The sequence below is a fragment of the Skermanella mucosa genome, assembly GCF_016765655.2.
Taxonomy (GTDB): domain Bacteria; phylum Pseudomonadota; class Alphaproteobacteria; order Azospirillales; family Azospirillaceae; genus Skermanella; species Skermanella mucosa.
In genome coordinates this window covers 2,067,393-2,094,377 of sequence record NZ_CP086106.1, presented here as the reverse complement: position 1 = coordinate 2,094,377, position 26,985 = coordinate 2,067,393, and the positions used below count along the sequence as shown (strand labels likewise).

General features: G+C 66.9%; 22 protein-coding genes. 13 read left to right on the top strand and 9 right to left on the bottom strand.

The window, feature by feature from the left end; genetic code table 11:
* Positions 1-135: 135 nt before the first annotated feature.
* Complete coding sequence (gene phoU / locus JL100_RS09485) at positions 136-858, bottom strand: phosphate signaling complex protein PhoU (RefSeq protein ID WP_202685686.1); 723 nt, start codon at positions 856-858, stop codon at positions 136-138.
* Positions 859-1,140: 282 nt separating this feature from the next.
* Between phoU and JL100_RS09480 the strand changes: the two genes are divergently transcribed.
* Positions 1,141-2,439, top strand: coding sequence for a pentapeptide repeat-containing protein (locus tag JL100_RS09480; protein WP_202685687.1), 1,299 nt, complete (start codon positions 1,141-1,143; stop codon positions 2,437-2,439).
* A 34-nt stretch (positions 2,440-2,473) separates the two neighbouring features.
* Here the strand turns inward: JL100_RS09480 and JL100_RS09475 are convergent, their stop codons facing one another.
* Positions 2,474-2,983: a MarR family winged helix-turn-helix transcriptional regulator gene (locus tag JL100_RS09475; RefSeq protein ID WP_202685688.1), complete on the bottom strand. Its 510-nt coding sequence runs from the start codon at positions 2,981-2,983 to the stop codon at positions 2,474-2,476.
* Between the two features lie 193 nt (positions 2,984-3,176).
* Here JL100_RS09475 and tnpC point away from each other — a divergent pair, with 193 nt between their 5' ends.
* The 5 genes from tnpC to JL100_RS09450 all read left to right on the top strand — a co-directional run bounded on the left by tnpC (position 3,177) and on the right by JL100_RS09450 (position 10,680).
* Positions 3,177-4,535, top strand: coding sequence for an IS66 family transposase (tnpC, locus tag JL100_RS09470; RefSeq protein ID WP_202685838.1), 1,359 nt, complete (start codon positions 3,177-3,179; stop codon positions 4,533-4,535).
* A gap of 476 nt (positions 4,536-5,011) precedes the next feature.
* Positions 5,012-5,893, top strand: coding sequence for an N-carbamoylputrescine amidase (aguB, locus tag JL100_RS09465; protein WP_202683343.1), 882 nt, complete (start codon positions 5,012-5,014; stop codon positions 5,891-5,893).
* A 260-nt stretch (positions 5,894-6,153) separates the two neighbouring features.
* Positions 6,154-9,204 carry an SLBB domain-containing protein gene (locus JL100_RS09460; protein ID WP_202683344.1) on the top strand — a complete coding sequence of 1,017 codons (3,051 nt, stop codon included), beginning with the start codon at positions 6,154-6,156 and terminating at the stop codon, positions 9,202-9,204.
* On the top strand, positions 9,201-9,995 hold the full coding sequence (locus JL100_RS09455; protein ID WP_202683345.1) for a glycosyltransferase: 795 nt from the start codon (positions 9,201-9,203) through the stop codon (positions 9,993-9,995). The genes JL100_RS09460 and JL100_RS09455 overlap by 4 nt, the downstream gene beginning before the upstream one ends.
* A gap of 208 nt (positions 9,996-10,203) precedes the next feature.
* Complete coding sequence (locus tag JL100_RS09450) at positions 10,204-10,680, top strand: helix-turn-helix domain-containing protein (RefSeq protein WP_202683346.1); 477 nt, start codon at positions 10,204-10,206, stop codon at positions 10,678-10,680.
* Between the two features lie 8 nt (positions 10,681-10,688).
* Here the strand turns inward: JL100_RS09450 and JL100_RS09445 are convergent, their stop codons facing one another.
* The 4 genes from JL100_RS09445 to JL100_RS09430 all read right to left on the bottom strand — a co-directional run bounded on the left by JL100_RS09445 (position 10,689) and on the right by JL100_RS09430 (position 15,058).
* Positions 10,689-11,522 carry a glycosyltransferase family 2 protein gene (locus JL100_RS09445; RefSeq protein ID WP_202683347.1) on the bottom strand — a complete coding sequence of 278 codons (834 nt, stop codon included), beginning with the start codon at positions 11,520-11,522 and terminating at the stop codon, positions 10,689-10,691.
* A complete protein-coding gene (locus JL100_RS09440; RefSeq protein ID WP_202683348.1) occupies positions 11,519-12,472 on the bottom strand; it encodes a GumC domain-containing protein in 954 nt (317 codons plus the stop codon). Before JL100_RS09440 ends, JL100_RS09445 begins: the two co-directional genes overlap by 4 nt.
* Before the next feature lies 1 nt (position 12,473).
* Positions 12,474-13,718 (bottom strand): glycosyltransferase family 4 protein, encoded by a 1,245-nt coding sequence (locus JL100_RS09435; RefSeq protein WP_202683349.1) that lies wholly within the window; start codon positions 13,716-13,718, stop codon positions 12,474-12,476.
* A gap of 68 nt (positions 13,719-13,786) precedes the next feature.
* A complete protein-coding gene (locus tag JL100_RS09430; protein ID WP_202683350.1) occupies positions 13,787-15,058 on the bottom strand; it encodes a hypothetical protein in 1,272 nt (423 codons plus the stop codon).
* A gap of 183 nt (positions 15,059-15,241) precedes the next feature.
* On the opposite strand from JL100_RS09430, the gene JL100_RS09425 reads away from it, so the two are divergent.
* From JL100_RS09425 to JL100_RS09415, 3 genes are all read left to right on the top strand, one after another.
* Complete coding sequence (locus JL100_RS09425) at positions 15,242-15,733, top strand: response regulator (protein ID WP_202683351.1); 492 nt, start codon at positions 15,242-15,244, stop codon at positions 15,731-15,733.
* A gap of 180 nt (positions 15,734-15,913) precedes the next feature.
* A complete protein-coding gene (locus JL100_RS09420; protein ID WP_202683352.1) occupies positions 15,914-16,981 on the top strand; it encodes a sugar ABC transporter substrate-binding protein in 1,068 nt (355 codons plus the stop codon).
* Positions 16,982-17,003: 22 nt separating this feature from the next.
* Positions 17,004-20,522, top strand: a complete 3,519-nt coding sequence (locus JL100_RS09415; RefSeq protein ID WP_202683353.1) for a response regulator — start codon at positions 17,004-17,006, stop codon at positions 20,520-20,522.
* Here the strand turns inward: JL100_RS09415 and JL100_RS36795 are convergent.
* Positions 20,449-20,754, bottom strand: coding sequence for a hypothetical protein (locus JL100_RS36795; RefSeq protein ID WP_407697013.1), 306 nt, complete (start codon positions 20,752-20,754; stop codon positions 20,449-20,451). The genes JL100_RS09415 and JL100_RS36795 overlap by 74 nt on opposite strands.
* 196 nt (positions 20,755-20,950) lie before the next feature.
* Here JL100_RS36795 and JL100_RS09410 point away from each other — a divergent pair, with 196 nt between their 5' ends.
* The 4 genes from JL100_RS09410 (at position 20,951) to JL100_RS09395 (ending at position 25,282) form a co-directional block, all read left to right on the top strand.
* On the top strand, positions 20,951-22,093 hold the full coding sequence (locus JL100_RS09410; protein ID WP_202683354.1) for a succinylglutamate desuccinylase/aspartoacylase family protein: 1,143 nt from the start codon (positions 20,951-20,953) through the stop codon (positions 22,091-22,093).
* Positions 22,094-22,171: 78 nt separating this feature from the next.
* Positions 22,172-22,519, top strand: a complete 348-nt coding sequence (locus JL100_RS09405) for an ArsR/SmtB family transcription factor (RefSeq protein WP_202683355.1) — start codon at positions 22,172-22,174, stop codon at positions 22,517-22,519.
* 196 nt (positions 22,520-22,715) lie between these two features.
* Positions 22,716-23,540, top strand: a complete 825-nt coding sequence (locus JL100_RS09400) for an N-formylglutamate amidohydrolase (protein WP_202683356.1) — start codon at positions 22,716-22,718, stop codon at positions 23,538-23,540.
* Positions 23,541-24,124: 584 nt separating this feature from the next.
* Positions 24,125-25,282 carry an MFS transporter gene (locus tag JL100_RS09395; RefSeq protein WP_202683357.1) on the top strand — a complete coding sequence of 386 codons (1,158 nt, stop codon included), beginning with the start codon at positions 24,125-24,127 and terminating at the stop codon, positions 25,280-25,282.
* Between the two features lie 100 nt (positions 25,283-25,382).
* Here the strand turns inward: JL100_RS09395 and JL100_RS09390 are convergent, their stop codons facing one another.
* Positions 25,383-26,024, bottom strand: coding sequence for an HD domain-containing protein (locus tag JL100_RS09390; protein ID WP_202683358.1), 642 nt, complete (start codon positions 26,022-26,024; stop codon positions 25,383-25,385).
* A gap of 57 nt (positions 26,025-26,081) precedes the next feature.
* Complete coding sequence (gene fabI / locus JL100_RS09385) at positions 26,082-26,852, bottom strand: enoyl-ACP reductase FabI (RefSeq protein WP_202683359.1); 771 nt, start codon at positions 26,850-26,852, stop codon at positions 26,082-26,084.
* Positions 26,853-26,985: the final 133 nt, after the last annotated feature.

Below are 26,985 nucleotides of genomic sequence, written 5' to 3'. Positions count from 1 at the left end.
CAGATTTCATGCAGCGTCGTCCCGCCAAACCAATGATGCGGCATGATACCGCGCTCCGTTGCAGTGCGAAAGGACATCCGGCGCTCCGCGGGGATATCGCCCCGCCGGGGCGGCGCTGGCCGTTCGCCCCCGGGGCTATCCCTGGGGCTCGCGGGGGTTGACCACCGTGAAGCTGCTCAGGTCCTCCTTCATCCGCTCCTCGCCGGGCAAGCGGCCCTTGACCAGGAAGCAGACGGTCTCGGCGACGTTGGTGGCGTGGTCGCCGACGCGCTCCAGGTTCTTCGCGATGAACATCAGGTGCGTGCAGGCGGTGATCTGCTGGGGCGACTCCATCATGTAGGTCAGCAGCTCCCGGAACAGGCTGGTATAGACGGCATCGACCTCGGCGTCGCGGTCCCGCACCGCCATCGCGAGATCGTAATCCTCGTCCACATAGGCCTTCACCACGTCGTGGACCATGCCGGCGGTGGTGACCCCCATGCGGTTCAGGGACTTCATCGGACCCGTCGGCGGCACCTGCGACAGCGCCATCACCCGCTTGGCGCAGTTGCTCGCGAAGTCGCCGATCCGCTCCAGGTTGTTGCTCACCTTGAGCGCCGTGATGACCTGCCGGAGATCCTTCGCCATCGGCTGGCGCAAGGCAAGGACCCGCACCGCGAGGGCTTCCACCTCGGCCTCGCCCCGGTCGATCTCGGCGTCGCGGCCGATGATGCTGCTCGCGAGGTTCTCGTCGCGGGAGACCAGGGCCTCCATGGCACGCATCAACTGCTCCTCGGCAAGGCCGCCCATCTCGGCGATCTTCCTGTGCAGCGTGGTCAGTTCGGTATCGAACGCGACCACGGTGTGTCCTGACGGCATGTTCCGCTTCCTTGCATCCAGGGTCATGGAAGGCCCCGACCGGGGTTTCCGCCACGATAACGGCCGACAGCCCCGAGGTGTTCATCGATTCCGGGGGTTCGTCAACCCGCTTATGGGAGGGCCGTCTCGGTTTCGGGCGCGCATCCAGGCTCGGCAACCTGATCTTAACCGCTTTCCGGCAGAGTGCCGACCGGCGTCTTATACCGGGGAACGCCGCTCAGCCTCGATCCCGCCACCCAGCCGCGACCTGTCCCGCACTCCCCATTTCGAACGGACCACTTCATGACCCCACACGAGTTGGTCGCCATCCTCGACAAGCATGAGCGTTGGCTGAGCAAACGGGCCGGGGGTGTCCGCGCCAATCTCGCGATGATCGATCTCCAGGGGATGCATCTGGCCGGCGCCAACCTGCAGTCGGCGAAGCTGTCGGGAGCCAACATGTCGGGCTGCGACGTGAACAAGGCGAACCTGAGCTATTCGGACATGTTCGCGGCGCACATGACCAAGGCCGACATGTCGGGCTGCAATTTCTACCGCGCCGACCTGAGGGGGGCACACATGCGGGGCGCCCGCCTGAAGGGCGCGATCCTCCGCGAGGCGGACCTGCGGGGCGGCGCCCTGCTCGATGGCCGCTCTTCGGGCACCCAGGTGCTCAAGTCCGACCTGACCGGAGCGAATTTCGACGACGCCATGCTGTCCCGGGCCAACCTGTCGGGCGCCGACATGTCGGAAGTCAGCATGTCCGGGGCGGACTGCCAGGGCGCGATCATGACCGGCGTCAATCTCAGCGGGGCCAATGTCAAGAACACCAATCTCTCCAGGGCCGACCTGAAGGGCGTCAATCTCAGCGGCGCCAACCTGTCGGGGGCGGTGCTGCGCGACTGCAACCTCGCCGGCGCCATCCTCGCGGGAGCGATCCTCAAGAACGCCGACCTGCTGGGAGCCAAGCTGGAGGGAGTGGATCTGTCCGGCGCGGACTGCACCGGCGCCAACATCGCCCGGGCGGCGGAGAACTTCTCGCTGAGGATCCAGCGCAGCCTCGAAGGGCACTACAACTGGATAAACAGCAACGGCGCCACCGGCCAGCGCGCCGACCTGCAGTCCGAGGACCTGGCCCATATCGACCTGACCGGGGTAAACCTGTCCGGCGCCAACCTGAAGGGCATCAAGCTGGTCGGCGCCAACGTCTCCGAGGCGCTGCTGGTCATGTCCGACGTTTCGCTCGCGGACCTCAGGGAGTGCAATCTGTCGAATGCGACGCTCGACGGCACCAATTTCCGCGGCAGCGATCTCAGCGGGGCACGACTGGACGGCGCGGAACTGGGATCGGTCGATATAAAGGGCCCTACCGGCAAGGCGACCGGGCGGATGTGGCCCGCCAACCTCAGCGAGGCGAAGCTCATCGGAGCCAGTCTCCGCCGGACCAACCTGCGCGGAGCCAATCTTACCGGCGCCGATCTCAGCTTCGCAGACCTGACCGATGCGATCCTGATCGACGCCAACCTCAAGGATGTGAAGCTGGAGGGCGCGCGCCTCGACGGCGCCGCGATGCCGGCGCACTCGCCCGACGACGAAGACTGATCCGCCGACAACGACGGCCGAAGCCGGCCCGATGTCAGAGACCTTCGCCGTTCTCGCCGAGGTTGATCATCATGCGGTGCAGGACGTCGATCGCCATGGCCAGATCGGCGGGCTCGATGCCGCGGGTCGCCTGTTCGCTGACATCCGCCGCGCAGGGCAACAGGACGTCGCGAAGGCCGCGTCCCTTGGGAGTCAGGTAAATATTGACTTTCCTGCGGTCATGGGGATTGCGGACTCGTTCCACGAGGCCCCGCCTTTCCATGCTGTTCAGGGCCGTGACAGTAGTCGGCTCCATCATGCCGACTCGCTGGCTGAGTTCGCGCTGCGTAAGTCCATCCTCATCCCATAAGGCACGAAGAAAGAACCATTGTCCCATGCTTACGCCATGGGCAGCGATCTTGGCCTGCAATGAACGTGAGAAAGCCCGGTGAACATCCCTCACCACATAGCCGACACTGTTGTCGCTCTGCGGATTTGACTGTCCGTGCGGCCTTTCGGACGCATACTGGATTTTCCGGCCAAAATTCGCGAAACTTTCGGGCATGTAAAGATTCTCTCATATTCCATGGCGGCGTAACTGTTTTTGCATCCATAGTTCTTACCTATGGTGCGGCGGATACTCGTCAAATACTTTCGACCGAAAATAACTGCTTGTTGAGCCCCTTTGCATAATGTGATTGCTCACGGGGTTGGCGAAAAGGGTTGCGCTGCGGCTTGGAATATGAGTCAAGGATGGGATGGAGAAACCGCCGCGTTACCGTCTGAGTGAGGCTGAGAAGGACGCCCTGCTGGTCGAGCAGGCGGCGCTGATCGAGCGTCTGGCGGCGCGGGTTGCCGAACTGGAAGCGCTGATCGGGAAGCCGCGGAAGACGTCGGCCAATTCGCACATTCCGCCGTCGCAGGACGGCCCCGGCGGTGCGTCGCGTACGGCGGACGCCAAGCGCCGGCGCAAGCCGCGGCCGTCGCGCCCCGGAGTATCGCGCCCGCTGGCCGACGATCCGGACCGGACCGAGCGCCGCCTGGTCGAGGGCTGCCCGCATTGCGGGACGGCGGTGCCCGAGAGCGCCCAGCGGTGCCGGCACCGCTACGACCACATCGACCTTCCGGTGATCCGCCCGGTGGTGACGCGGGTCGAGCTGTTCGGCGGCCGGTGCGGCGATTGCGGGCGGCGCTACCGGGCCGCCCCGCCCGCCGCCATGCCGCCGGGCACCCCGTTCGGACCGGGCATCCGGGCACTGCTGGCCTATCTGCACCACAGCCATCATGTCGGCTTCGAGCGGCTGTCGCGGATGCTGGAGGAGTTGTTCGGACTGACGATCTCAGAGGGCGCCATCGCCAATGCGTTGCGCCGCATGGGCACGGCGTTCGACACGGCCTGCGCGGCGATCAAGGCCAAACTCCTGGGGGCTTCCGTCATCGCCTCGGACGAGACCACGACGCGGGTCAACGGCGTGATCCACTGGCAATGGGTGTTCCATTCCGGGCAAGCCGTGCTGCACACCATCGCCCCCAGCCGCGCCCGGGCGGTGGCCGCCGGGATCCTGGGCGGGCATCGGCCCGAGGTCTGGATCTCCGACCGCTACGCCGGGCAGCAGGAACTGGGACGGGTCCACCAGGTCTGCCTGGCCCACGTTCTCAGGGACGTGCAGTACGCCATCGACTGCGGCGACACCATGGTCGCACCCAGGATCCGCGATCACCTGCTCTGGGCCATCCGCGTCGGCAAACGAAGACCGGGCCTGAAGGACAGCACGCTTGCCGCCTACGCCGCAAAGGCCGAGCGCGGCCTCGATGCCCTGGTCGGTACCCCCGCCGCCCATCCGGCCGGACGCGAGTTGCAGCGGCTGGTCAAGGCATGGCGCGGCAAGTTCTTCGTCTTCCTCGCCGACCGCCGCGTGCCGCCGACCAACAACGCCAGCGAGCAGGAAATTCGCCCGTCCGTGGTCTTCCGCAAGGTCACCAACGGCTTCCGATCCGACTGGGGACCCGGCATCCACGCCGGGTATCGATCCGTGACAGGAACGGCGCGTCGGCAAGGTCAATCCGCCTGGACCGCCGTACGCCACCTCGTCGGTGGAACCTTCGCCGTCACCTGACGGCTCGCGATCCGCCAACCCCGTGAGCAATTACTGCATAATGGCATCACTGTGCATCGTGGCCAATCGTTTTTAGAGAAAGATTAGCAGCATCGATAATATTTTTTCTCTCTCCAACTTACTACTTCACCCGAGGCGACCAGCCGGATGATTAATTAGATATCGAACGAATAGACTACTTCGTACTTATGTGATGTAGTGGCTTCTCATCTATTGCCGTGACACGCGGGACCGTATCGCCAGTCCGTAAACTCTCTCTTAATTGGAGAAAATTAGCTGAGATTTCGAAGCTAGAGCGGATGGCCTGCCGCTGGCTCCCGGATCTTGTCCGGCGCCTTTCCGGAGCTTCCTCGGCATTTGTCGTCGGCGGTCCTCCCGCAAGCCCTCTAACATCCGCAGGCACCTGCCCCCATCTGTTGACCGGCTTTCCACCCGGCCCATCGATCCGCGGGCCCGATCGTTTCGTGAGGAGAATGATGAGAAACGTGACACTTGCCGCGACCCAGACCAGTTGCACCTGGGACAGGGAAGCCAATGTGGCGACGGCGGAACGGCTCGTGCGCCATGCCGCGCGCGAGGGCGCGCAGATCATTCTGCTCCAGGAACTGTTTGAAACACCTTATTTCTGCCAGGATCAGAAACAGGAACTGTTCGCGCTGGCGGCTCCGGTCGACGATCATCCCGTCCTGCGGCGTATGAGCGCACTGGCTGCGGAACTGCAGGTGGTGCTTCCGGTCAGCTTCTTCGAACGGGCGAACAATGCCCACTACAATTCCCTGGCCATGATCGACGCCGATGGCCGGATGCTCGGGACCTACCGCAAGTCCCATATCCCCGATGGGCCGGGATACCAGGAAAAATACTATTTCAATCCGGGGGACACCGGCTTCCAGGTGTTCAAGACCCGCTATGCGACGATCGGAGCGGCGATCTGCTGGGACCAGTGGTTCCCCGAGTCGGCGCGCTGCATGGCGCTGATGGGGGCGGAGGTCCTGTTCTACCCGACCGCGATCGGCTCCGAGCCCCAGGACGCGGGCATCGACAGCCGGGATCACTGGCAGAGGGTGATGCAGGGACATGCCGGCGCGAACCTGATGCCCCTGGTCGCCAGCAACCGCATCGGGGTCGAGCAGGCCGAGAATTCGAGCATCACCTTCTATGGATCATCCTTCATCGCCGGCCCGCAGGGCGAGAAGGTGGTCGAAGCGCCTCGGGACCGGGAAGCGGTGCTGACGGCCACGTTCGATCTCGACCGGCTGCGGGCGGCGCGCGCTTCCTGGGGGCTGTTCCGTGACCGCCGTCCCGAGCTTTACGACCCGATCCTGACCCTCGACGGCCACCGTCAGATCCGGCGCTGACGCTCCGCCGGGATCGATCCGGAATGGCCGTGGCCGACTGTTGGGCGGAAATGCCGCATCCATGGCCGCGGCCCATTCCTCCGTCGCACCTCAACGGACCCCCTTGTTGTAACCACCAGTAAGCCTCCGTCGCCGGTTGCCTCCCCATGGAGAGCATGCGATAGTCTGCGCATTGCATGCGGTTGCATATATGCTTCCGATGCACCCCTGTAGATGAACAACGGATTATGCTTGCTGCTGCGTGCAGGATTACCGCCCGGTTGATACCGTCGGCGCTGGCCTTGCTGTGCCTTGTCGGATCTGCCATCGGGGCCGACCGGAACGCGGCCGGCGGACGCCTGCCCACGGAATCGGCCGGCCCCGTCAGCCCGATCGAGGCCGCTTTCGGCCGCCGTGCCGGGACTCCGTTGAAGCTGTATGGCTACGACCTTTTCGACCCGAGGCCCGGAAAGGTTCCCCCGTCCTTCGGCACCGCGCAGAACGACTATCTGCTCGGCCCGGGCGACGAGTTGCGGATAACCATCCATGGGGCGGCCTACCCGTCGAGCCGCCGGTACGCGGTGGATTCCAACGGCGACGTGGTTCTCCACCATCTGCGCCCCCTGCGCGCGGCCGGCCGAACGATCGCCGACCTTCGCCGCCAGCTGGAAGCGGAAGTGACGCTCAGCATGGCCGGACACGAGGCCTTCCTGTCCCTGGAAGGCATGCGCCGGATGGGCATCATGGTCACGGGGGCCGTCAAGTCTCCGGGGCGGCACGAAGTATCCGGTTCCGGAACGTTGCTCGACGCTCTCCTTGCGGCGGGCGGCGTGGACCGCCTCGGAAGCCTGCGGACCATCCTGCTGATCCGCGGCGGCACCTCCCGGACCGTGGATTTCTACGGCCTGCTCCAGGGTCTCGACGGCTCGGACCCCGCGTTGCGGGACGGCGACCGGATCGTGGTTCCGCCGATCGGCCCCACCGTCGCCGTCGCCGGCGAGGTCAAGCGCCCGGGAATCTACGAACTCCCTCCCGCCGCGCAGGCGGACGGCGCGCCGATGTCCGTAACCGACGCCCTGGCCCTGGCGGGTGGTCCGATCCAGCCGGCGCCGGTCCGCATCGTCCGATTCGCCCTGGGTATCGACGGGGCCGAGGCGCCGGACGAGGCGATCCGCGATCCGGGGGAACCCGATGCCCGGCCCGTCGCGGCCGGCGACCTGCTGATCGTCAGCCCGGCCCGCGACCATCGACGGGGAACGGTGACCATCACGGGCCATGTGCGACAGCCGGGACCGCGCGCCCTGGCCGAGGCGGAGAGCCTGGCATCGCTGATCGGCTCCGTCGACCTGCTCCCCGACCCCTACCTGCCCTTCGCGGCACTGGAGACCACCGATCCCGGCAGCCTCGCGAGGGTGCTGTCGCCGGTCGATCTCCAGGCGGTCCTGGACGGGAGGTCCGACCGGCTCCTGGGCGGCGATGATACCCTCATCGTGCTGGGATCGTCGGATGTCGGATTCCTGTCCTCCCGACCGGTCCTCGACCTGTTGCGCCGGGATGGCCGGAGCCGCGATCCGGCGGAGTGCGCGGGCATCGAGGTGCTGGCGCGCCGGCTTTCGGGCGATCCGAAGGGCGTGCTTGCCCGCGGGCCGCTGGCCCGGGCCGCGAAGGACCTGGCGCCTTCGACGATGCCGTGCCCCCGGGTCTTCGACGATCACCCCGACCTGCTTGCCTTCGCGATGGAACATGCGGTGCTGATGCGGGGCGTCCTCAGGCCTGGTCTATACCCGGCGGCCGACCGGTCGGATCTGGCCACCCTGTCGCGCGCGGCGGGCGGCGGCCCGCAGGGTCTTGGCGTGGTGTCGAACGCGGCATCGCGCGGGGGAAGCGCCTCCGCCGCGGCGGGTGCCGAAGGCGGCGATATCGTCGACCCGGTTTCGCCCCGGATCGAACTGGCAGGCCACGCGAAGTTTCCGGGCACGCGGCTGCTGTCCCAGGCGCCGTCGCTACGCTCGCTTCTCGGCGACAGCAGCCAGGCGCTCAACGGGCTATACCCGTTGTTCGGCGTGATCGAGCGATATGACCGGCGGCGCCTGACCGGGCGGCTGATCACCTTTTCGCCGCATGAGATAATCCAGGGAATATCGGACCGCCCGCTCGCCGACGGCGACACGGTGAGGCTGTTCTCCTTCGCGGAGATCCGGTCGGCGGTGGCGTCCAGAGGCGTGCTCCCCGGAGGAGCCGGCCCGGCCGGACCGGCACCGGCCGGCGCGGGCGCCGTTCCCGGCGAGACGGCGCCTCCTGCCCTCCTGACCCTGCTGGCCGACCGTTCCGTCGATGTCCGGGGCGCCGTCCGGGAACCGGGCGCCTACCCGGTCGACGGAAGCGTCGGCCTGGACCTGCTCCTCTCGGCGGCGGGCGGACTGAACGATATGGCTGACCGCAACAGCGTGGAGATCACCGCCCGGGAACCGACGGGAGATCCCGGATCCGTGACCAGCGCCCGGCGGGTCGTATCCCTCGACGCGGCCAACGGGCTCGCGGCGGCCGTCGGTCCCGGCGACTCCGTCCGGGTCGACCCCCTCTTCAGCGACCGGGAGCCCTATGCCGTCACCATCGAAGGCGAGGTCAAGCGCCCCGGCAGCTTCGACGTGATCCGCGGGGAGCGACTGTCGTCCCTGCTGAAGCGGGCCGGCGGGCTGACGGATCAGGCATATCCGGCCGGCGCGATCTTCGCGCGGGAGAGCGTGCGCCGCCAGCAGGCCGAGTCCTTCGCGGCCATCGCCCGCAACATCGAGCGCGACATCTCGGTCGTCCTGGCGCGGCCGGACCCGCCGCCGGCCGCGCAGATCGAGCGGGCGCGCACCCTGTCGAGCGAGTTCCGCGATGCCCAGCCCATCGGGCGGATCACGGTTGAGGCGGACCCGGCAAGGCTTGCGCTCCGCCCGGAGCTGGACATCGTTCTCGAACCCGGGGACCGCATCTTCTTTCCGAAGCGCCCGCTGACCGTCACCGTCACGGGGGAGGTGCTCGCCCCCGCCAGCCTGCAATTCTCCCCCGCGAAGGACGCGGACGACTATATCGGGGAAGCCGGCGGCATGACCCAGTACGCCGACTCGTCGCGCGCGTTCGTGCTGAAGCCGGACGGCAGCGCCCAGCCCCTCAAGATCAGCTTCTGGAACCACGAGCAGACGACCCTGGTGCCCGGATCGACCATCATCGTGCCCCGGGACCCGGAGCCGTTCCACTTCTTCCGGTTCACCCAGAATGTCGGCGGCCTGCTGAGTCAGCTGGCCGTCGCCGCGGCGGCCGTGTTCGTGCTGACCGACCGATGAGAAACGACGCATCGCCCCCTCCGCTGTTCAGCATCGTCACGGTGGTGCTCGACGACCGTGAGGGACTGAGGCGGACGAGGTCGAGCCTGCGCCGCCAATCCTTTCGGGATTTCGCCTGGATCGTCGTCGACGGCGGGTCGGAGGACGGCACCCGCGACGACATCGTCCGCTTCGCCCCCGAGATCGCGTGGTGGCGCTCCGGACCCGACCAGGGCCTCTACGATGCCATGAACATCGGCATGGCCGCCGCGACCGGCGACTACCTGCTGTTCCTCAACGCCGGCGACGAGTTGGCGTCGCCCGACAGCCTGGGGCGGCTCGCGGCGGAGATACGGGCGAGCGCCTCGCCCGATTTCCTGTACTGCGACGCCCTGGAGCGCACCTCCGGGGGGACCCTGCTGCTGAAGCCGGCCAGATCGCACCGGACCGTCTGGTACGGCATGTTCACCCATCACCAGGCCATGGTCTATCGGCGTCTGGCGGTCGCCGACCTCCGCTACGACCTGTCGTTCACGGTTGGAGCGGACTATGCGTTCACGATCTCGGCGCTGTCCGTAAATCCCCGAGTCGTCCGCTTGCGTGAGCCTCTGGTCATTTTTGCAGCCGGCGGTCTGTCCTATGTGATGCATTCGGTCGGGCGGCGCGACCAGACCCGCATTCGCCGTCGCTACCTTCGCCTTTCCGTCATTTCCTGCTTTTTAATAATGGTGGTGCAATATCTGGCCATGCTCACGCGCCGCGGATTTCCGGTGTTTTACGAAATTTATCGATGCCGCCGGATGTACGAGTAGCCAAGGCACCACTCACACGTGTAGTATGAGCGAGACCTGTACTACGCTTATTCCATTTCCCTAACCAGATGAGGGTACGCTCGACAGGTTGCACCGTACTCGACATCATGCACGCGAAAGGTCTTGACATTTGAGCCATATAAGTCCTTTTGAAATCTAAATTTGTGCGCTACACCTTAATCGCCGGGCAAGTACTCAGGGGTAGAAGATGAAATCGAAAAAGTCCCAACCCGCAACTGCGAACACGATATCGCGTCGCGGTGAAGGGCCCCATCCAATCGACATTCATGTCGGGGCGAGACTCCGACTGCGCCGAACCTTGCTGGGCCTTAGCCAGGAGAAGCTCGGAGAGGCGGTCGGCATCACTTTCCAGCAGTTACAGAAGTATGAGCGCGGCGCCAATCGTATCAGCGCGAGCCGTTTGTATCATCTGGCACTGGTGCTCGACGTTCCCGTCGGCTTCTTCTTCGAGGACATGCCGACCGGGCAGCCGCTGCCCGAAGGCGCCGACGTCATCCATGAGCCGACCGAAACCGACGAATTCGAGTCGATGGCGAAGCGCGAGACGCTTGAACTCGTCCGCGCCTACTATCGCATCAGCGATCCGACCGTCCGGCGGCGTGCCTTTGAATTGATCAAGGCACTCGGAGGAGAAACCAAGGATAGCGATACGGCAGGTCCCTGAAGCGTCGGCTAGAGCACGGGTCCGCCGCGCCGGACCCGTGCCTTGACCGCGATCTGCCAGTAGTAGAAAGCCCTGGCGACGGCATAGTTCCAGCCGTCCACCCCGTCGAGGAAGCCCAGGCAGAGCACGTAGCTGTGCAGGAAAGCCGACAGGCCGCGCGCCGGCAGCCGGCGGAGAATTCGCTTGAGCAGGCGACGCGTCCCTTTCTCGCGCTCCGCCAGCACTCGGATGCGGCCGTCCGCGATCAGCGCCGCCTCCCAGTCGGAATAGCGGTTATGCCGGTCGAACCATGCGTATAGAGGCTTCGCATCGTGGTGGATCATCCGGCCGCGCAGACTTCCCGCCGGCCCGTCCAGCGAAGGCTGGTAGTGACCCTCGACCTCCCACATGCGTTCCACGTCAAGGTCGGGAAAGGGCGGAAAGGCTGCCCGGTACCGGTTCAACAGGACGAGCTTGCGGTTCCAGGCACCGAACCTCAGTGGCTTCCCCGCGAAGACCGGCTGTCCGGCGATGAAGTATCCGGCCGCCCGCGGTCCGGTTTCCATCAGGCGTGCGATCTCGTCGGCCAGTCCGTCGGACACCCGTTCGTCCGCATCCACGAACAGCACCCAGTCATTCCGGAACGGAAGCGTCTGCAGGCACCACTGCTTCTTCTTGGGATAGCTGCCGTTCCACCGGAACGGCACGACCCGTGCTCCCAGTTCCTCCGCCAGTGCGGCCGTACCGTCGCCACTGTCCGAATCGACGACGAAGACTTCGTCGAACCGGCGGAGCGCATGAAGGCAGATGCGGATATTGGCCGCCTCGTCGCGCGTCATGACGATGGCGGTGACGGGGATCACCGTCCTGCCGCCTTCACGAATTCGGACAGATCGGCGCTTCGGATGAAGACGAGGCAGAGTCCGGCCACGAACCCGGCCGCGGCGGCGATCGCCACGACGACGACCGGATCGGGCGTGTCCGGCACGGCCTCGGCCATGGCCGGTTGAATCAGGTTCGCGGCCAGGGGAAGGTCGACATCCATCATCATGGCGAACCGTTCATGGGAGATCAGCAGGGACCGAAGGGCCTCGACATGCCCGAGATCCTGCGTGACCGTGATCTTCCGGGAGATCTCGCCGATCATCCTGCCATTGTCCCGGACCGCCATGGAACGCAGTTGCCGTTCGGTGGTGGCATACAGCCGGTTCAGCAGAAGGCGGGCAAACTCCGGATCGGCATGCCGGTAGATGATCCGGCGGAGCGGCGTGGTGCCGACCTGCTGGACCCGCACCTCTTTCTGAAGGTATCGCACCAGGGTCCTGCCGTCCGGCTCGGTCCAGGGGATCCGGCCGACCAGTTCGTTGAAGAAGCGCCGCAGCCGCGCCACGGGCGAGTCGTCGGGCACCCAGGATCCCGCGTCGGCATCCCACATGGGCTCGAACGCACGGTGCATTATCTCCGGCGCGGCTGCGAGTTCCTCGGCCACGGGAAAGGACGTGACCTCGTAGAGGAAGCGCTCGTAGTTCGACATCGTCTCGCCGGCCCCCGGGATCGTCGAAGTCTCGCTGCCGGGCGGGATCGCCGGCAGCGGGGCGGCGCGGCCGAGCAGTCCGCCCGCGGCGGTCGGCCCGACGACCAGGGTGGCGGTGAAGACCGGCTCGATCTGGCGCAGCGCGAGCACGGCGCAGACCGCCGAGAGAACGGTGACGCCGAGAACGAGGCGGCGGCCGGCGAGCGCGATCTTCACGCCGTTCCGCAGCAGTTTCTGGACTTCCCCGAGGGGGCCGATCAGGTCCGTGTCGAGGGACATGTCAGCCGCCGGCGGTCATGCAGCGGGATGCCGGCGGTCGCACCGTCTCTCCCCTGGAGACCGTGCGGACGGCCGAGGCCGCCACGTTCAGGAAGGCGTCGGCGGCTCGATCGGCGGACCAGAGCGCGGCCGTCGCCCGCGCCCGTTCGCAGGCCGCCGCGTGGAAAACGGGGTCGCGGGCATGGGACAGGATCTCCGACACCAGCCCCTCCGCATCGTCGGGGTCGAGGACGGCGCCGCACCGGTTCTCCACCAGCATCCGTGCCGCCGCGCTCGCCGAGGGGCCGAGCAGGATGCAGGGCCTGCCCGCGGCGAGGGCGCCGGATACCTTGCTGGGAACCAGCATGCCCTCCGAGCGCCTGTCCATGACGGCGAGATGCAGGTCGGCAGCGCCCAGGCTGGCCGCAAGGGTTCCGGACGGCTGCAGGGGCAGAAGCCGCAGGTTCGGCGGAGCCTGCCGTTCGAGGATGCGCCTCACGCGCGGCAGCCCCCGCCCCTCCCCGATCAGCAGAACCGCGACGTCGGGTGCTGTCACGGCAAGGACGGAGGCGGCCTCGAGCACCGCGTCCAGCGGGTGGGCAAGCCCGAAGTTCCCCGAATAGGCCACCGAGAAGCGGCCCTCCAGGCCCAGCGCGGCCCGGACCGGATTGCCATCCCGAGGGATCGGATGGATCACCGGATCGGGCCAGTTCGGAATCGTAACGATCTTTTGGGCCGGTATGCCCTTGCCGGAAAGCCGGTCCGCCATGCAGGAGCCGATCGCGACCACGGCGTCGCATCGGCGCAGTGCCGCCGTGGCCGCCCGGTGCAGCAGCGACAGGACCGGCCGAGGCAGCCGGGCGCCGATGACGGGCAGCAGGTCCGGATAGAGGTCATGGGACCAATGGATGACGCCGCATCCCCAGCGCCGGCCGAGTAGCGGCCCGAGCACCGCGAGCATGGGCGGGTCCGTCATGGTGACGACCAGGTCGTGCCGGGGTATCCGCGACGCCGCGCGGTACAGGCGATGCAGGGCCGACAGGTAGCCGACGCCGTTCGGGCCGGAGCCGCCGACGCGGTCTCCCGCCCGGGTGACGGAGACCCCCTCGGGAGCGTCCGAGGGTGCATCGGGAGCTCCGCACGCCAGGACCGAGACCCGCCAGCCGCGCGTGGCGAACCGCGCTGCGAGGTCATGCAGGCAACGGCCGGTTGCTCCGCGATCCGGCGGAAACACACGATTTATGAAAAGGATGGACGGCTTGCACATCCGATGCGATCCAAACCCGCTCCGATACACGCATACAGAAGCATTCCGGTGTCGGGCAGGCAAGAAGATTAAGTCCCGGTGTCGCGATATTGCCCGGTCCGGGCGGTGACGATCGACAGGATCAGGCCGAAGCAGAGATACTTGAAGCTGGTATGGGCGAACAGGCCGAGCGCCAGGGATGGCAGCAGGCCGAACGCCAGCGTGGGTTCCCGCTTCATGAGCGCGACCAGCGGCGGCAGGAGCGAGAGAAGATAGGCCAGGACCGCCACCGCGCCGGCGATGCCGGTCTTCAGGAGCATGTAGGTCGCGAAGGAATGGGTGTAGGAGACCCACATCTCCCCGACCGCGGGGTTCCGCACCAGGGCTCCCCAGCCTGCGCCGAACACCAGGGATGCGGGAGAGGAGCCGATATGATCGGCGACGGCCACCGCCTCGGAAGCCCGTTCGTTCAGTCCGTAGGTTTCAGTCTTCCAGGCGATCTGCGCGGCCGTTCCGAGGATCGTGTCCTGCAGCATGGCGGCGACCCCGCCGGCCGCCAGGGCGACGGTCGCCAGGACCAGCGGGGTCCGCCGCCCCAGGACGAGGATCCGGCAAGCGACCGTGGCCGCCGCGATCAGCACCGCCGCGCGATGGACGGCACCCGCGAGCGCGGCCGCGGCGACGGCCCCCGCCGCGACCAACAGGGCCGACACCGCGATGGCGAGGACCGCCGATCCCGGGCGCGGCCGGCGGAACAGCCTCGCCGCCCCTTCCAGAGGCAGCCAGACCGCCGTGAAGAGCACGGCCGGGCTGTTCAGAAGATAGAGATCGCCCTCCGCCATGACGGTCCGCCCGACCGACGCAATGTCGACGGCTGGCCACCACCAGCGGATGGCGAACAGCAGGCCGACCCCTGCCAGGCCGATCGGCAGGAAACGGCCTGTCAGCGGTCCCGCCGGGGCCAGCAGCACCGGCAGGAACAGGAAGCCCAGCGGCACGATGTCGCGCACGACATCCTCGGGCGCCGCGCCGGCGAACACGGCCCCCAGCAAGGGGACCCAGAGGAGATAGAGGAAGGCTGCCGTGCCCACGACCTCGTGCAGCCTGGCTGACGGTGCGATCAGCATCAGGCCGGTCCCCACGCAGAGGGGACGGACCACCCCCAGGGTGCAGGCCAGTCCCGCGGCCACGGCCATCTCGGTCCAGCCGACGCCGGGCGGTGTGGGAGCGCCGAACAGGCCGTAGGCCGTCAGCGCCACGGCCAGTCCGCCGGCCCGGATCAAGTCTCCCGGTCCCCGATCGCGCATGCCGCCGCCCGTTCCCATGCCATCCCGCCGCATGTCGTCATGCGTGCCCGACACTGCGTGCATTTCCCGGAACTCCGCAACCGGGAGCGCGCGCCAGCGGCACCATGCCCCAGGTGTACCGGGGCGCCCAACTCAACCGTGGAACCGGATCGCATTGTAAAGTAAAGCTATGGAACCCTGCAGGCGTTACCCCATGGGGAGTACGTCGGGGGTCACACCATCGCGAAGTGAACGCCCATGACCGCCGGACTGAGACTCGATGAAATCAGCCTACTGGTCGTCGAGGACGATGCTTTCACGCGGAACCTGATCCTGTCGATCCTGCGGAACCTCGGCGTGCGCACCATCGCGGAGGCGAACGGCGCCGGGGTCGCGCTGGAGATGCTGGCGACCACCGACGTGGACATCATCATCAGCGACATCCAGATGTCCCCCGTCAACGGGATCGAGTTCCTGCGACATCTCCGCGCGGGCAGCAGGCCCGCCGGCGTCGTCCCGCCGCAGGCGCCGCCTTCCCGGATCCCGGTGATATTCCTGACCGCCCATGCGCAGGCCAAGCTCGTCGAACTCGCCCGCGCCGCGGGAGTCTCGGCCTTCCTTACCAAGCCGATCCGGCCGGCGCTGCTCCGCGACCGCCTGCTGCAGATCTCGGCCACGCTCGGCCGGCGGGAGCCCGAGCCGGCGCGGGGCGAACCCGCCCAGCCGGCAAGCCTCGATCTTCCGCCATGATCCGGATTGGTTTTGTTTCGGCCCCGCTGTACGTTTTCCGCGCGAGGGCGACATGATCGTTGAACGCGATGCGTTCAGTCTCGCAGGGGCGGCCCGCCAGATTGATCCTGACTCGGGCCGGCCGGCAGGTTCAACTCGGGGCGCCGCAGGCCCGCGCCCGACCCGGATGGAGAATCAACGATGGGCATCGCAGGGACTTCCGCCGCCACGACCCCGTACCGGGAACCGTGTCCGCTGCTGAGGGCCGCCGCGAGGGCCATGGGCGGCATCCTCGTCGCCGTCTTCGCGACCGTCTGGCTCGCCGCCTGCGACGACCCCAAGCCCGCGGACAAGGGCTCCATCGCCGACCGGAAGGAAAGCGCCGTCAAGCCGGCCGATCCCGTGCCGGAACGACGCCGGATCGCCCTGGTCATGAAAACCCTGACCAATCCTTTCTTCATCGAAATGGAGCGGGGCGCGCGCGTAGCCGAGGCGGAACTCGGGATCGAGCTGCTGGTCAAGACCGCCGCGCAGGAGACCTCCATCGAGCAGCAGGTCGCCATCGTCGAGGAACTGATCCGGCAGCAGGTCGACGCCATCGTCATCGCGCCGGGCGACAGCGTCAAGCTGATCCCGGTGCTCAAGCGTGCCCAGGCGGCTGGCTTGGCGGTGGTCAACATCGACAACCGCCTGGATGCCGAGTTCGCGCAGAAGGTCGGGATGGCCCGGGTGCCCTTCATCAGCGTCGACAACGAGAACGGCGCCTACCTGGCCGGGATGGTCCTGGCCGAGAACGTCTCCGTGCCGACGAAGGCCGCGATCATAGAGGGCATCCGGAGCGCCGCCAATGCCGAGGCCCGCAAGGCCGGCGCCCTGCGGGCCTTCGCGGCCAACCCGGCGATCACGGTGGTCGCCCAGGAGAGCGCGGACTGGAAGATCGACGAGGCATACGACGTCGCCAAGTCGATGTTCGAGCGCGAACCCGGCATTTCGCTGCTGTTCTGCGCCAACGACATGATGGCGCTCGGCGCCGCCCGGTACATCCAGGAAGCCGGCCGGCGGGATGTCAGGATCGCCGGATACGACGCCCTGAACGACGCCGTCGAGGCGGTCAAGAGCGGCGCCCTGGTCGCGACCATCGATCAGCAGGCCGGCCGCCAGGGCTATCTGGGCGTCACCTACGCGAACCGGATGCTATCCCGCGAACAGGTGCCGCTGGAGACGATGGTCGAGGTGCGCGTCATCACGGCCCGTCCAGAGAGGCCGTGACGCCGCGATGTGGCTGTCCCGCTTGAGGTTGAACATCACGCTCAGGTTCATCGCCTACCTGATGTTCCTCAGCTTCCTGCCGATCCTGGCGATCGGGCTGACCGCGATCGAGGTCTCCCGCTCGATCCTGGCGACCGAGGCGAGCCGCCACGCGGCCGAACAGGTCCGCGCCCAGCGCGACCACCTCCATGTCCAGATGGACCAAGTCGAGAGTCTGATCGCGAACATATCGGGCGTGGACGCGATCGCCGATGCGCTCAAGCTGGACGGCACCGCGCGGGACAGCTTCACGAACCTCGCGACCCAGGCCCGCATCGGCTACATCCTGAACAGCTACCTGAACATCAAGGGGCTGGTCTCGATCGACATCTTCACCACGGACGGGACCCACTACCATGTCGGCGACACGCTCGACGTCGGGCACATCCGCAAGGATGTCCGCGAACGCATCTACGACGGGGCGCTGGCCGGTTCCAGCACCGTCCACTGGGCCGGGATCGAGGACAACGTCAACGCCAGTTCGAGCCACCGCAAGGTGATCACCGCGGCCAAGGTGATGCGAAGCTTCGACCGGGCCACCCTGCGCGACCGGCCGGTGGCGCTCCTGGTGGTGAACTACAGCGTCGACCTGCTCTACCGGCACTTCCGCGACAGCGAAACGGAAGCCACGTCGCACATGCTCCTGGCCGACGCCGCCCGGCGGATCATCTACCATCCCGACCGCAGCCTGATCGGCGAAAGGATGAACGCGTCCTTCGCCGAGGGTTTTTCCGCACCGGCCGGCAGCTTCACCCACCCGATCGCCGGCCGGCCGGTCGTCGTGACGTACCTGCGTTCCGACCGTACAGGCTGGCTGATCGCCCAGGTCGTCGATCTCGAATCGCTCGACCGGCATGTCGGCACCATCAGCCGGGTCACCGCGGGGGTGATGGTCGTTTGCCTGGCCGTGGCGCTGCTGGCGGCGATGTCCTATTCGCGCAGCGTCGTGGCGCCGATCCGCCGCATCACCTCCCGGTTCCAGTCGCTCCAGGACGGCTCCGTCCAGGACCGTTCCGGTCCCGGCGAAAGGCTCCCGGTCCTCGGGAGCGGCGAGGTCGCCGACCTCACGCGCTGGTTCAATGCCTTCATGGACGGGCACGAGGCGCGCCGGCAGTCGGAGGCGGCCCTGCGGGAGAGCGAGAAGCGGTTCCGTGCCCTGCACGAGGCGTCCTTCACCGGCATCGCGATCCACCAGCGGGGGGTCATCCTCGAAGCGAACCAGGCCCTTTGCGCCTCCACCGGCTTCTCCTACGACGACCTGATCGGCCGCAGCGTCCTGAACCTGATCGAGCCGGCGGACCGTGCGCGCGTCTCGGTGCCGGTCCTGACCGGCTCGGCCGAACCGTGCGATGCCTCCGGGCTGCGGCGCGACGGGTCGTGCTACCCGGTGGAGCTGCGCTCGCGCCCGATCCCGTTCCGTGGCGTCGATGCCTGCGTCACCGAGTTGCGCGACATCACCGAACGCAAGCGCAACGAGGCCGACTTGCGCAAGGCGAAGGAGGAGGCGGAGATCGCGAACCGGGCCAAGTCGGAGTTCCTGGCCACCATGAGCCACGAGATCCGAACGCCCATGAACGGCGTGATCGGCATGACCGGCCTGCTCCTCGACACCAAGCTGGAGGAGGAACAGCGCCGCTATGCCGAGATCATCCAGGAATCCGGGGAGGCGCTGCTGACGATCATCAACGACATCCTGGACTTCTCCAAGATGGAGGCCAACCGCCTCACCCTCGACGAGATCGATTTCGAGCTTCTCCAACTGGTCGAGAGCGTCCTGGCGATCCTGGCACCCCGGGCCGCCAGCAAGCGGATCGAACTGGCCTATCTGGTCCCGGCGGAACTCCAGGGCGTATTCCGCAGCGATCCCGGACGGATCCGCCAGATCCTGCTCAACCTGGCCGGCAACGCCGTCAAGTTCACGGAAGCCGGCTGGGTATCCCTGGTCGCCAGCAAGGTCGGAGAGGCGAACGGGCAGGTCATCGTCCGTTTCGAGGTCAAGGATACCGGTATCGGCATCCCGGCGGAGGCCCTGCCGCGGCTTTTCACCATGTTCACCCAGGTGGACTCCTCCGCGACCCGCCGGTTCGGCGGGACCGGCCTCGGCCTCGCCATTTCGAAGCGGCTGATCGACCTGCTGGGCGGAACCATCGGCGTGCGCAGCGAGCACCGGAAGGGCAGCGTCTTCACCATCGAGATCCCGCTCACCCCCGTCGCCGACGGTTTCGGCCGTGTCTCGGGAAGGACCGGCATGGAGATGGCCGGCAAGCGGACCCTCGTGGTGGACGACCTCGCGATAAACCGGGACCTGCTTCAGCGCCAGCTCGAATCCTGGGGCATGGTCGCCGACACCGCGACCTCCGGCGCCGAGGCGCTGGCCATGCTGGCCGGGGCGAGCCTGTCCGGCCGCCCCTACGACATGGCGATCATCGATCAGATGATGCCCGAAATGACCGGCATCGACCTCGTCCGCGCGATGAAGGCCGACCCGCTCACCGCGGGGGTCGTGACTATCCTGGCGTCGAGCGACGGTTCGGAGGAACTGCGCGTCCTCGCCCAGGCGGCGGGAGCCGCGGCGACGGTGATGAAGCCTATCCGGTGCCACTACCTGTTCGACCAGATGTCCCGGGGCGCCCATCCCCCGCCGGCGGGACCGGCGGCCGTGGCCTCCTCCCCGAAGGCGGACAGCCCGGCAACCGCGGCGCCCGGCACGCCGAAGCGGCTCCTCGCCATCCTTCTGGCGGAGGACAACCTGATCAACCAGCAGGTCGCGGCGCGGCGGCTCCGCAAGATGGGCCACGCGGTGGACATCGCGAACAATGGTGCCGAGGCGGTGGAGATGGTGCGGTCGAACACCTACGACATCGTCCTGATGGACGTGCAGATGCCCGAGATGGACGGCTTCGAGGCGACCGCCGCGATTCGCAGCCTGCCCGGTGAGAAGCGGCGGATCCCGATCATCGCCATGACCGCGAACGCGCTTCCGTCCGATTGCGAACGCTGCCTGGCCGCCGGCATGGACGACTATATCGCCAAGCCGGTCCACCAGCAGATCCTGGTGGACATGATCGAGAAATGGGGGTCGATCGGCTTCGCCACATCGCATGCCGACGACCGGTCCGCCCCGGGGGGCGACGGCGCCGAGCCGCCGCCGGACCTGCTGGACGAGGATGGGATCCGGGAACTGCTTTCGGTGATCGGGGTGGAGGATTACCGCGGGCTCGCCGGCCAGTTCTTCAGCAGCCATGCGGCAACCCTCGGTGCGCTTCGCGAAGCGGCGGAGAGCGGCGACTCCGAGAGCCTCGACCGTCATGCCCATCAGCTCAAGGGAGCCGCCTCCAACCTGGGACTCGCCCGGCTCGCAGCGGTCGCCTCGGGCCTGAGGGAGGAGGCCGAAGATACCGGAGCGGGCGACGTCGATACAGAACAGGTCAATGCCAGACTTCGGGAGGTCGAGGTGCTGTTCGAGGCGTCCCGTCGGGCACTCGAGTCATTTTCGCCTTAGACGACGCCCGGTTCGAACTGCGCGTCTCCGACCACGCCGTCGCGGGCGCCGTTACGCAGTGCAGAAATTGGCCGCATCGAACTCGAAGTCGAGCAGGCCGACGAACAGGATCTCGTGACCTCCGCCCAGGCTCCAGGGAAGTTCCGGACGCCTCCTGCCTCAGGCGGGCGAGCGGATCGAAGCCGGCGCCCTCGCCACCGTCGATGATGTCGTTCCCGTCACCTCCCGCGATCGTGTCGTCACCGCCGCGGGCCGTGATGATTTCCCTTACGCTCAGACCATCGTTTTCGTTGGCCAGATGGTTCCGAGCAGGACATTCGGATCAGACCGCCCCGTCCTCATCCGCCATTGTCCAAAAATCCTCCTTGTGCCCGGACGAGCGGCACCGCTTAGATTGCCGGGATAGAAGAACCCGTATCGGATGATCCATGGCCAAGACCACCGTCGCCCTCCCGCTGCCCGCACAGCATCTCGGAACGGCAAGACACGTCACCGTGCATCGGTACGGCACACCCGGCGCGCGGCCCAAGGCTTATATCCAGGCGGGGCTGCATGCTGACGAAATCCCCGGCATGCTGGTCGCGCACCATCTGATCGCGCGACTCGACGAGGCCGACCGGAGCGGCGCCATCCGGGGCGAGATCATCGTCGTCCCGGTCGCGAACCCGATCGGGCTGGACCAGTACCTGGCCGGCCGCCTCCACGGCCGCAGCTCCCTGGAGCATGGACAGAATTTCAATCGCGGCTTCGCGGATCTGGTCGAGACGGTGGCGCCACGGCTCGAAGACAGACTCGGCACCGACTCGGCGGACAACGTCGCCGCCATCCGCGCGGCGCTGCTCGAGGCGCTCGGGGAAATCCGCACCGGGAGCGACGTCCAGGAACTGCGCCGGACGCTGCTGACCCTGGCGATCGACGCCGACATCGTCCTGGACCTGCACTGCGACCTCGACTCGTTGATGCACATGTATGTGTCCGACGATCTCTGGCCGGCGGCCGCCGACCTCGCGGCCCAGTTGGGCTGCCGGGCGGTGATGCTGGCCGGCGACAGCGGCGGCGATCCGTTCGACGAGGCGTGTTCCATGCCTTGGTGGAAGCTCAGGCTCCGCTTCGGCGAGCGGTTCCCGATACCGTCCGCCTGCCTCTCCGCGACGGTGGAGCTGCGCGGGAAGTCCGACGTGCAGGATGGGATCGCCGCTTCCGACGCGGATAACATCCTCCGTTTCCTCCAGCGCCGAGGCCTGGTCGCCGGAACTCCCGGCCCGGTCCCGCCGGCACGCTGTGCGGCGACGCCTTTGTCGGGCGTCGACCGCCTGATCGCGCCTCTGCCGGGGATCGTCGCCTTCCGGCGGGAAATCGGTGATTTCGTCAGGAACGGCGAGGTGGTCGCCGAAATCGTCGACCCGACGGCGGAAGATCCGCAGGCGGCGCGCACTCCCCTGGTCAGCCGCACCTCCGGTCTTTTGTGGTCGCGAACGCAGATGAAGATGGCGGCGGCCGGCGAAACCGTAGCCGCCGTAGCCGGGGCGATGCCTTTGAGCGACCGCACCTGGTCTCTCCTGGTCGACTGATGCCTGCGACGCCGGCCTTGATACCGGGCGGCGGAAACATGATTTCTAACTATTGAACCGCCGGATCGGACCCATTCCATGCTGAAGCATACCTCCGCCAAGGATCTTCCCGCCCACCTGCGCCTTTCGGAGGACCAGACCACCGAACTGGCGGACATGTTCCGCTTGATGAGCGACCCGAGCCGGCTGCGGATCATCCTTGCCTGCCTGGAGACCCCCGCATCGGTCGGCGACATGGCGAGCCAGCTCGGGCTTTCGGCGTCGCTGGTCAGCCATCACCTGCGTCTCCTGCGGGCCGGGCGCCTGATCCAGGCCGAGCGGCGCGGCAACCGCGTCTTCTACCTGATCACCGACGAGCATATCCGCCGGGTGTTGTCCGATATGGTCGACCACGTCGCCGAAAGCGAACCGGATCTGGAGGCCTGAACGCGGCGGCATGGCCCTCCGGGAAGTCCCGCAACCGCGCAACAAAATCTACATATCGTTTGACCCCCGAACGATCTTCATCGATAGTGCTTTTGTCATAGCCGGATAGCGGATCTGCATGGCCGCTGCCGACGACCCGGCAAGCCTTCTGACCGCCCCGCCCCGACCCGGGGGATCGCGGGGATGTGAGGAACCGATGGAGAGTTACCGATTCCAGCCCGGAGAGACTCCGGTACTTATCAGCCTGCCCCACGTGGGCACCGACCTTCCCCGGGAGATCGCCGTCGGCATGACCGACTGGGCGCATCAGGTGCCGGATACGGATTGGCATCTGGATCGCCTTTATAATTTCGCCCCGGCCCTCGGCGCTGGCTTTCTCGCGGCGACCCAGTCGCGCTACGTCATAGACCTCAACCGCGATCCGTCACGGAACGGGCTTTCCGGCGGTCGCGGCTTCACCGGATTGTGCCCTATCGGCACGGCCGACGACCTTCCCCTTTACCTGGACGGTTGCCAGCCCGACGCGGTGGAGGTCAGGCGCCGCATCGCGACCTACTGGCAACCCTACCATCGCCAGCTTCAGGCTGAACTGGCCGCCCTGAAGGATCGCTTCGGCATCGCGGTCCTTCTGGACGCTCACTCGGCCAGGGCCTCCGGCGATGCCCGGCGTCTCGGCCGGAACGACTTCAGCCTGGCCACGGTCGACGACACCAGCGCCAGCCCCCATCTCTCCAGGCGCCTGTCCAACGTCCTCGCCTGTACGGACAATTTCACGTCCCTGTTCGACCCGCGATCGGCGGGCGGCTACATCGCCCGCCACTACGGCCGGCCGGAAGACAACATCCATGTCATCCAGCTCGAGATAAACCAGGGCACCTACATGGATGAAACGCCGCCTTTCCGGTACCGCAGCGACCTTGCCGCGTCAGTTCGGCCCGTATTGGAGCGTTTCGTATCGGCCTTGGTGGAGTGGTCGTGGGAGCATGCCGAAGGCCGGCGGCAGCGCGTGGCGTATTATTGAGATGCGGCAGTCATAGATCATCGAACCTGCTTGCGTTGACAAGGTTCAGGCAGAGATTGGGAGCGGCTGGATAGTTCCGGCGGAGCGGTTTCTGACCAGGTTGACCCGTTCCACACGACCTGCCGCTCCACTCGTCGCGATGCGTTGGGCCACGGCCCAACCTACGATCGACGGTCCGCGCAACCTTCGCTCCGCGTAAACCGTAGGTTGGGCCGTGGCCCAACGCATCGAATCGCCTGTTCCGGGCGGGTCAAGCTGACCGGTGAACGCTCTAAACTGCCGTTAGCCCGATCCCGGAACAAACGCCGTGGAAAGCACCTTATCCAACGTGTGTTTATGACGGAAGCGCAACTGCGCTCGCTTGGCCCCGGCGGCTGCCTCATACATCCCGGCCTCATGGCGCAAGGAAAAAAGTGACGATGACGCGACGCTGCGGTCACAGGGCGGTAATGACCCCGGGTTGACTGCGTCAGTTCGCTAGTGAAACGCTGATCGATGCCGACTTCCGGCAGCAGCACACCCGGAGCCTGGGCGACGGCTCTGGCCGCCGGATCACCGAAACCCTTGGCAAGGGCCAGTTCGTTTTGCGCCATCCTTCCACCCTCGGCATCGCTGTGCTCGGCAGCGGCATCATCGCCATCACCTACGGTCTGGCCCGGTTCGTGTTTGGGCTGTTCCTGCCGGCAATCCGCGATGATCTCGGGCTCGACGCCACCGGCGCCGGGATCATCGGTGCCCTGCCCTTCGTCAGCTTCATTGGCGCCATTCTTATCGCACCGGCGGTGTGTCAGTGGCTGGGCCCGCGGCGAGCCGCGGGGTTGGCTGCGGGCTTGGCTGCGGCAGGCTTGTTGGCCATTGCCAATGCCCCTGGCGTGATGGTGCTGGGCATAGGTGTCGTCATCTGCGGCATCAGCACCGGGCTGTCGTCGCCGGTCATGGCCCAGGCCGTGCACCAAGCCGTGCACCCTGCCCTTCGCGGGCGGGTGAATGCCATCCACAATGCGGGCACGAGCCTGGGGGTCGCTTTGGGCATGCCGGCCATGGCCTGGTTGCTCGGGGCTTGGCGCTCCGCGTACATGGTCTTTGCGCTTCTGGCAGCGGTAGGGGCGCTGGCAGCACTGGCATACCTTCCGCAGCGCCCGGCTACGGAGGCTGCGCCGGGCAAGGGCGAGCCACTGCCGGCGGTCAGCCGCGAGCAGTGGCGGGCAATCGGGCGGCTCAGTGCGCTGGCTGGCTGCATGGGACTGGTCAGCAGCATCTACTGGGTTTTCGCCCCCGACCTGGTGGTTCGCCAGGGCGGGCTGTCCACGGGGCACAGCGCTTGGATGTGGCTGGCGATCGGAATGATGGGCCTGACGGGCAGCGCGGCCGGCGATCTGATCGACCGCCTGGGCTCCAGCCGGACCCACGCGCTGGCGCTGGCGCTGATGGCCTGTTCCCTGGGCTTGGCTGCCGCGGCGCCCAATGTGCTGTATCTGGCACTGATCTCCGCCGCGGCCTTCGGGGCCTCGTACATGACCCTGACCGGGTTCTATCTGGTCCAGGGCGTGCGGATCATGGCCGACCGGCCGGCTTTCGGTCCCGTCATGCCGCTCTTGGCCACCACTATCGGCCAAGCAGTGGGCTCCCCGCTGTCCGGCTGGATCATCGACGCCGGCGGCTACACCGCCGCCTTCATCGGCTTCGCCGCCTTCGGCCTGGCCGTGGCGGTGGCATCACGGGGCTTGGCGAAGTGGGGCTGAGCGAGCATTGCCCGTCATCCGCGAAAGCATCCAGGAAGCAGGGTCCTCCCTGCCCTGTCATCGAATCCGAGCGCTGGTCCCACGGACCGGCCGCGCGGCATCAAGTCCCGGCCTGGCCGGTCCCACCCACCCGTTCCGGCGAGGAAGCCTCACCGGGCCACAATCCCTCCCGGTCGGCGCGTCGGTACAATTCCTCCACGACGCTTCTAAGCGCCGGATCGATCGCCATCGGCAGGTCGGTCCGCTGGTAGGTCCGTTCCCGCGCGATCCCGTTCTCCCGCCACGCCCGTCCACCGGAATTGTAGTTCTGCGCGAAGCCCTGGAGCCGGTCGATCGCCTTGGCGAAACGGGCCTCGGGAGTTTCCCCGGCCTCAAATTCGCGCCACCACGCATGCAGGCTGGCTCCCAGGTCAGGGGGCAGTTCGGCGAACAGGCGTTCCGCCGCCGCGATCTCCCGCTCGGCCTGCCCGACGCAGCCGGCCTCGTCGTAGGCATAGGTATCCCCGGCATGGATCTCGACCAGGTCATGGACCAGGACGAGCGTGAGGACGCGCCCCAGGTCGACCTCGAACCCGAGTTCCCTGTGAAGCAGCAGGGCGAACAGCCCCATGTGCCAGGTATGCTCCGCGTCCGTCTCGCGCCGCGAGCCGTCGGCTATGTAGCCCCGCCGCTCGATCGTCTTGAAACGGTCGATCAGCAGCAGGAAATCGAGAATCTGCGCGAGGCGCGGTTCAGCGGTCATGGTTCTCCCCTCTCCCCGGGCTGGGAAGAGGGGAGATTATCATCAGCCGCCGGAGGTTCAGCCGACGATGTTGTAGCCGCCGTCGATGAAGGCGACCGACCCGGTCAGCGACTTGGCCGCGTCGCTCGCCAGGAACGCCGCGTAGGCGCCGACATCCTCGATGGTGACCAGATGGTGGGTCGGGGCGCGTTCCGTGACACGGGCCATCAGCTCGTCGAAGCGATCGATGCCGGATGCCGCGCGGGTCGCCAGCGGGCCGGGCGACAGGGCATGGACGCGGATGCCCTTGGTTCCCAGTTCGGCCGCCATGTACCGGGTCACGCTTTCCAGCGCGGCCTTGACCGGCCCCATCAGGTTGTAGTGCTCGACCACCTTCTCACCGCCGTAGAAGGACACCGTCTGCAGGCAGCCGCCGTCGGTCATCAGCGGCTCCGCCAGCTTGGCCATCCGCACGAAGGAGTGGCAGGAGACGTCCATGGCCAGCAGGAAACCCTCGCGCGAGGCATCGACGACACGGGCGTGCAGATCCTCCTTCGGGGCGAAGGCGATGGAATGGAGCACGAAGTCGAGCTTGCCCCATTTCTCCTGGATCGCGGCGAATACCGCTTCCAGCTCGCCTTCCTCCCGAACGTCGAGCGGCAGGAACAGCGAGGCTTCCAGCTCGTCGGCCAGCGGCTTGACGTGCCGTTCGGCCTTGGCGTTGAGATATGTCACCGCCAGCTCGGCGCCGAGCGCCCGGAAGGCCTTGGCGCAGCCGTAAGCGATGCTGCTGTCATTGGCAATGCCGACCACAAGGCCGCGCTTGCCTTCCAAGGTAATGAGCGACATTCAGGCTCCTTATCGACCCGCGTTTTGATTGTGCAGCGCAGCATAGGCGAGGTTTGTTAATGCTTCAATGCACGGAACGATTACGGCTTGGTGACATCAGCATCCAGGAACTAGACTAAATGACGCACCCCCC